This window comes from Vibrio sp. ER1A, assembly GCF_000733315.1.
GTDB classification, from domain to species: domain Bacteria; phylum Pseudomonadota; class Gammaproteobacteria; order Enterobacterales; family Vibrionaceae; genus Vibrio; species Vibrio mediterranei.
Genome location: NZ_JPJA01000087.1, coordinates 1,265 through 8,170, shown reverse-complemented (window position 1 = coordinate 8,170; position 6,906 = coordinate 1,265). Strand labels below are relative to the sequence as shown.

Annotated in this window: 3 protein-coding genes and 1 pseudogene; 2 read left to right on the top strand and 2 right to left on the bottom strand. The window is 46.1% G+C overall.

The window, feature by feature from the left end:
* On the top strand, nt 1-5,114 hold a 5,114-nt coding region (gene traI, locus HW45_RS14825), incomplete at its 5' end, for a conjugative transfer relaxase/helicase TraI (protein ID WP_038227830.1).
* 19 nt (nt 5,115-5,133) lie between these two features.
* Here the strand turns inward: traI and HW45_RS14820 are convergent.
* Both HW45_RS14820 and HW45_RS14815 read right to left on the bottom strand, forming a co-directional pair.
* Nucleotides 5,134-5,493 carry a hypothetical protein gene (locus tag HW45_RS14820; protein WP_038227996.1) on the bottom strand — a complete coding sequence of 120 codons (360 nt, stop codon included), beginning with the start codon at nt 5,491-5,493 and terminating at the stop codon, nt 5,134-5,136.
* Nucleotides 5,494-6,423: 930 nt separating this feature from the next.
* Entirely contained in the window at nt 6,424-6,735 is a 312-nt protein-coding gene (locus HW45_RS14815) for a hypothetical protein (RefSeq protein ID WP_051868145.1), read from the bottom strand.
* A gap of 17 nt (nt 6,736-6,752) precedes the next feature.
* Between HW45_RS14815 and HW45_RS30005 the strand changes: the two are divergent.
* A pseudogene (locus HW45_RS30005) lies at nt 6,753-6,906 on the top strand (IS5/IS1182 family transposase); the annotation flags it as partial.

The following is a 6,906-nucleotide window of genomic DNA, read 5'->3' as shown; positions in this document are numbered from 1 at the left end:
TATACCAAAGCCAATTGGCTAAAGAAGCTCAAAATCTAGGTTATGCAACGCGCCCCCTCGGCAACGGGCAATTTGATATAGAGGGTGTACCTCAAGTACTCATCGACACCTTCTCTACTCGAACGCAGCAAATCGAACAGCAAACCTTAGACTTAGGCTTTGATTCTCGTACAGCAAAAGACGTAGCGAACCTCGACACACGCAAATCCAAAACTTACGAAAGTGATTCCGTCCTAAATGCTCGCTGGCAACAAACCGTCAAAGACAATGGGTTCAAGCCTGAAGAATTGGTTCAAAATGCGTTAAACGTCACCAAGCACGAACACAACCCTGAACGGGTGGCAAAAGAGGCATTTCATCGCGCTGTCGAGCACCTTGGACAATACAACACGGCATTAAAGCTAGAAAAAATCATTGAACTGGCGGCCTCTGACTTTACCAAAGGGGGCGAACAAGCCAACGTCATTGACTTAAAAGTGGTCGCAGACCAATGGATAAAAGAGGGCGCGCTCGTCCCTCTGGCGGAAAAAGGGCAATACACCACCCAAGCCATGCTCGATACCGAGCAGCACCTAATGACGGTGACCCAAGGACGAGCACATCATATGCGCACGCCTGTGAGTCGCCGTACTCTCAATACTCTTGATATCCATCAAGACCAACAGCAAAAGGTGGCAGACATCTATCAGTCCACTAAGCAATTTCATGTGGTTAACGTGCATGGCAGCAATGCGTCCATCGCACAGAGCTTGCTCAATGTGGGAAACCATGCTGGTAAACGGGTTCACCTTGTCTCGCAACATACCAAAGACAAGCAGCGCCATGACCAGCAAGTGCAGCGTGAAAGCCGTACGTTTGCGACCTGGGTAAAACACCACTTTACCCCAGAGCAGCGCCATACCCGTTTTGGTTTACTGCAAGGAGACACGCCTCTAACCAACAAAGACATCCTGCTTATCGATGATGCTCAGACTCTAAGCGCGGATGAACTCATCGCTTTAACCGAAAAAGCCCAGCAATCGAACAGTAAGGTGGTCATGCTAAACCGCGTATCGAGTCGTCAAGGCTTTAAAGCCAATAACGCCATTGAACTGTATCGTAAAGGCAATGTGCTGTCCCATTCATGGGTCAACCAGACCTCGAAAGAGACGCAAGTGTCATTGCACGCGCAAGACACACAAGCCTTGGCGAAAGCCTATACCTACTTAACCGATAAAGACAACACGCAAGTGATTGCCACCTCTGGTGTGGAGCAGCGCCGGTTAACCGACGCTATTCGCGCTTCGATGCAAAATGCTGGGCAGCTTGCTCGAACAGGCGTCACGCTCTTCACTCAGCAGCCCCATTACCTCTCAAAACCTCAGCAATCACTCGCACAGCACTACAAGGCCGGTATGACACTACGACATTGGAAAGACGGCAAGCCGCACGACGTTGTGGTGGCCAGCACCGACCGACAAGATAACCTGATTCACGTACTCAGCAAAACGGACGGCAGCGCCATGACCTTTAATCCCTCCAGCCAAGATTTTAAAGCGCTGAACATGCAGGTGTTTAAACCTGAAGCCCTGACCATTGTTCAGGGAGAGCGACTGCTCACGACAGGCAAACACTTCCCAGCTAGACTGGACGCCAACAGCCGATACACGGTCACAGAAATCAGCAAACATGGGATAACCTTGAAAGATACGCAAGGCGAACGACAAACCCTGCCGCTTGACGCCTTCAAAGACGCCCCATTGCAATACGACTACGTGCAAAGCGCCAACCAACTGCGAGAGGCGCAGCGCACCCTCGTTTCTGGTAAAGCCTTTACGCTCTCTAAAGCCCTCTTTCATGATTTAACGGAAAAGACTGAGCGCATTGATGTGTTTACTGACCACCCAGATAAAGCGCAGCGAGCATTGGAAAAAAGTGACGTCAAACCCTCTGCCATTGAACGCGTCACCCATACTCACACCACTACCGACCGATACCTGTCAGAAGCCACGGCACTGACGCTGCGCTCTGACATCAAACTGGCCCTGACCACCCTCACCCAAGAGCAGCACACCCCGCTCATCGAGAAAGCGGTCAGCTTTGCCCTTAACCACTTATCAGAGCGAGAAGCGGCATTTAGCCAAAAAGCGTTAGTGGTCGAAGCGGTGCGCTACGCTTTTGAGGAAGCGGGCGGCGCCATCACTAAAACGCAAATTGAAACGGAACTGGCCAAACGCAGTGACACCCTCTCGGCTGAGTACAGCGACGGCACACGCTGGACCACCCAAGCCGCGCTCGATACAGAAAAACGCATCTTACAAACCATCACCGATGGCAAAGACCAACATCAGCCCTTTGCTACCCCTAAACAAGTGCAGGCCTTTCTCGATACTCAGCCTCGCTTAACCCAAGGACAAAAAGATGCCATTACGCTTATCTCGACCACTAAAGACACCTTTGTGGCCGTACAAGGGTTAGCCGGCACAGGGAAATCCACTATGCTTGAATCCAATATTGAACTCATTCAGCACACCTGTGCTGCTACGGGCGATGCGCCATCGCAAGTCATCGGTCTAGCGCCCACTCATGCGGCAGTTGCTGAGCTTGAAAATAAAGGCGTCAAAGCACAAACCCTCGAAAGCTTATTGAGCGACCTTCGCCAAGGTCAACGCCACCCTAGCGATTACCAAAACACTCTGTTCTTCCTCGATGAAAGTTCTATGGTCGGTAACCAACAAGTTAAGGAATTCACCGCACTGGTCAGTGCCAGTCAATCCAAAGCGACCTTCCTTGGTGATACAGAGCAACTGCTGTCACTCAGTGCCGGTAATCCCTTTGGACTTGCCATCCATCAAGGACGTATCGAGACCGCCTATATGACCGACATTGTCCGTCAGCAAAACGCAACGTTGCTTGGTGCTGTACACAACATCCTTGATAAGCAACCTGAGAGTGCGTTAGATAAACTTAAGCAGCAAGCCCCAGATACACTAGGCAGCACGCTACATGTTGTCTCTACGTTAGATGAACATGCGAAAGACAAAGCACGGGCGCAACTGGCCGCCACCGAAGCCCTGCCTTACGCCGTCGCTAAGGAATACCTTTCCCTCACCCCAGAAACCAGAGAAAACGCACTCATGATCCTCTACACCAACCAAGAGCGCGACCAAACCACGGACTACGTTCGCGTCGGATTGATGAAAAATAATGAGCTAGGAAAAGAGAACATCATGACCACAAGACTGCGCTCAACCGGTCACAGTATGGAAGAGCTTTCCACCATGATGCCCTATCAAAAAGGGTTATTTCTCAGCACCCGTCCTGGTGAGTACGGTGAAATTACCCACGTAGATTCAGAGCATGGCGTCGTGATGGTGAAAAATGCTGACACTGGCATCGAAAAGGCTTTCCTGCCCCGCAACAAAGACCATAAGTTCACCACTTTGTTCTCCAAGTCCGAAAAGCCACTTTCCACGGGCGATAATATTATGACTCGCTTTACCGATAAAGAGCGCGGCATCAAAGCCAATGTGGAATATGTCGTTACACAAGCCAAGGAAGATACCATTGTGGCACAGTCAAAAACGGGACACTCTCTCACCATTAACCCCGACGCAGTCAAAGACGGACATTGGGATTATTCCTACGCCCGCACCGCCAATATGTCACAAGGAACCACTCGTCCCATCATTATTGCTGGCGTCAAAAGTAAAGCAGCACTGACCGACTTAAGACACGCTTACATCGATAGCAGCCGTGCCAGTCAACACGTTAAACTTATCACTGACAACCCAACTCGATTGGTCAAAACCTGGCTCTCGAAAGAAAGCCATAAAGCCAGTGCGATAGAAACCCTCGGCCACATTCCGCCGAAAGACACCACCTACTTTAACCGTAACGCCCTGCCCCATGAGGATATCCGGTTCCAAAATAAAAATGGTGACTTCGATTACAATAAATTTAAGGAGCACATCAACACACAGCTTCCCAAATACACCGAAAGTCTTGCCACTGCGTTATTAGGTCAGCCCAATCAATCCAAATCTGACCGTGATTACTTAATCTTTGGTGTGGGGCAATCTGCTATTAAAGTGACCTTAACCGGAGAATACCGGGGTTATTTTAAAGACTACACCACCGGAGAAAAAGGCTCACTGATTAACCTAATGATGAGCCATAAGGAAATAAGTTACAAAGACGCCATGAATGAAGCACATAAAATGCTCAATGAACCTGACAAATATCAACTGGAGGAAAGCAGTAAGCACGACAAACTCCTCGCCACCACCCCAAGGCATATTGCTCAGTTTGAAGAAAGAGCCAAAGAATACGTAGAGCAAAGTCTGCCCATTGATGGCACACTAGCACAGAGATATTTAAACCGACTTGGTGTGAACAATATCGAAAATAGCCACGTTAAATACCATCCTGCCGTGTATTCATCCGAGGACAAATCCTTTCACCCGGCCATGTTAACGAATATCCATAACAAACAAGGAGAAACCAAAGCGATTGAAGTGACCTATTTGGATGGAGAAGGAAATAAAGATAACACGCTAGACATTAACCCAAGAACGCTAGGAACAAAGTCTAAAAACATGACGCAGTTTCACCAAGGAACAGATTTAAACACCACCATAATCAGTACTTCGATTGAAAACTCATTCTTAATTCGAGACCAAACTCAAGGACAGGTTGATATTATTAACGTCAATCACAAGAATGACATTCAAAATCTTTCCACGGATGAACTGAGGCAAAACGTCGTTATTGTATTGAGTCAAGGCAATCAGGATTTAAATCCAAACAATGTTGAGAAAATCATGGAAAACTTCAATAGTCGGGACGTTCAATTTATATCTGATAACCATCTCAAACAAGACATTGCGTCTTACATTGAAAAACTAGAGAAAGGTAATAGCGTACACCACTTTGAATTAGACGAGCGCATAAACACGCACCCAGAACATGATATTGACTCACTTGACTTTGACGAGAAAAAAGAGAGAGACAATCAATCTCTGGAATACTTTGAAAACAAAGGCCGCTCACCGCAACGAGAGATGGACTTCAATAATAAGGAAAGACAGAACCATATTGAAGATAGAGAAATTGATAGAGAACTCGAACGATAAAAGGAGGGTAGCCTGTAGGCTACCCTTTTTTTTCGCCTGCCAGATAAGCATCCACGCTTTTATCGACCAAGGCTGTGTTCGATTTTCTCTGCTCTATCGATTCGGCTTTGTTTTTATAATAATTCTCGCCGTCGAAACTGTGAGCTAAATTTAAATTCAGCACACCTTGAAGCTGCCTGACTCTGCGAAACGTTTCTTCCATCAACTCTCGGTTGGAGGGACGATCATCTTCTTTGTCGTTCAACTTGATCCGCAGTGCCAACGTCAAAAGCTGTCGAACCGCTTCAGCATCCCCCAACTTTTCTCCGTCTCTGAACGTCTTGAAGTCCTGCTCTAATTTACCTCGAATGTAGCTTTGTACAGAAAAAGCTTTCGCCATGATCCCACCACTCCCTCTTAAACCAACCATAAAAAAGAACCTCAAATATACATTACAAATGCATCACATGTAAATCACCCCAACAACAAAAATGCCGATAATCTCATTTACAAACAGCATCTTAATTACATATGAATCATGATTACATCACTTTCACTGTAACACCTTGCTTAGCCCTTACTGCAAAAGGCGTTAAGTACAATTGATTCACTTATGATGTAAATGTGCATCGGATTTTTTCGGCTAATTAGTTGAGATTTTGAAAATTTTTTTGATGGGCTTTAGTGCACTTTGTTCTGTTTTATCTTGTTGTTTTTAATAGATTTATGTTTTTCAACAGACAACCATTCGCATTTGAAAAATGCGCCGTGGTGTGTGGGGAAAATCCAAAGTACCACTTTGCCTCTGTCGTGCGTTCGATGGCTTACCTTTCCAAAGGGACAAGATCAGCTCAAACAGAACGAAAAGCCTAACCGTTGGCGCTTGAATCGGGCAGTTCTAGAGGTGAGCAAGAAGAGATGGGGAGGGTCGCGGACAAAACTATTTGCACTATTATGGTGCACGCCTGTTTATTTAACGTGTTGCGAAAAATACATGTTTTGTATTTTTTGGGTATATATTTTTCTGGCGTTTTCGGTGCGCTTAGAGAAGCCCACAGTATACGCACCAACACTATTCCAATTATAACTGGCAAATTTAGCTTTCCGTATTGATCGCGATTTTCATTATAGGCGTTAGGGTTAAGACTGATTTCAACTTGCGAGATAGATCGAAATAAATCCGGTGACACATTATAATAGGCTCCCGCTTCATCAAAACAAAAAGCCATACTAACACTGGGGAGCAAACCACAAAGTAACGTTAATTTTTCATAGGCATAAAAAATGGAGTCCTTGTTTGGACTCCATTTTGTTACATCAATTCATCTCTTCAATATTCACTAGGAAGTAAGACTGTGGTTACGCTTCTATTCCACTCGGTGATTATCCAGATTTTTTCACCACAAAATTTATAACTCGACATAATGCGACCGTCTGATTTTGTTGATTCGTCATTCGTGATTTTATCTTCGATTGACATATCGCCCCAATCACCGTTTTGATGACGCATCAAATAAATATGTAGATTTGCACCAATATTCGTTTCCAATAAATTAGCGACACCTTGAGTCATTACTGTGGCTTTGTTGCCGAACTCGAGTGACGTAAATCCCACTGTTACGATCAGATCAGAGACATTCATTTACTGACTTTGATTTCATGCCGACGCTTCGCGATAAAACCACCAACTGGCGCAAGTACAACAGCTCCCTAGTCAATCGAGGTTCACTCACGTTTCGGATTGACGACGAGGCACTATCGGAGTGGCCACATTCTAAACAGCATAGCCGAGGACGACCGCGATTGTTTAGTG

What these genes read in the sequence shown, in the direction of transcription:
- HW45_RS14820 (WP_038227996.1), bottom strand. Translation starts at nt 5,493, where the DNA reads ATGGCGAAAGCTTTTTCTGTACAAAGCTACATTCGAGGTAAATTAGAG.
- HW45_RS14815 (WP_051868145.1), bottom strand. Translation starts at nt 6,735, where the DNA reads ATGAATGTCTCTGATCTGATCGTAACAGTGGGATTTACGTCACTCGAG.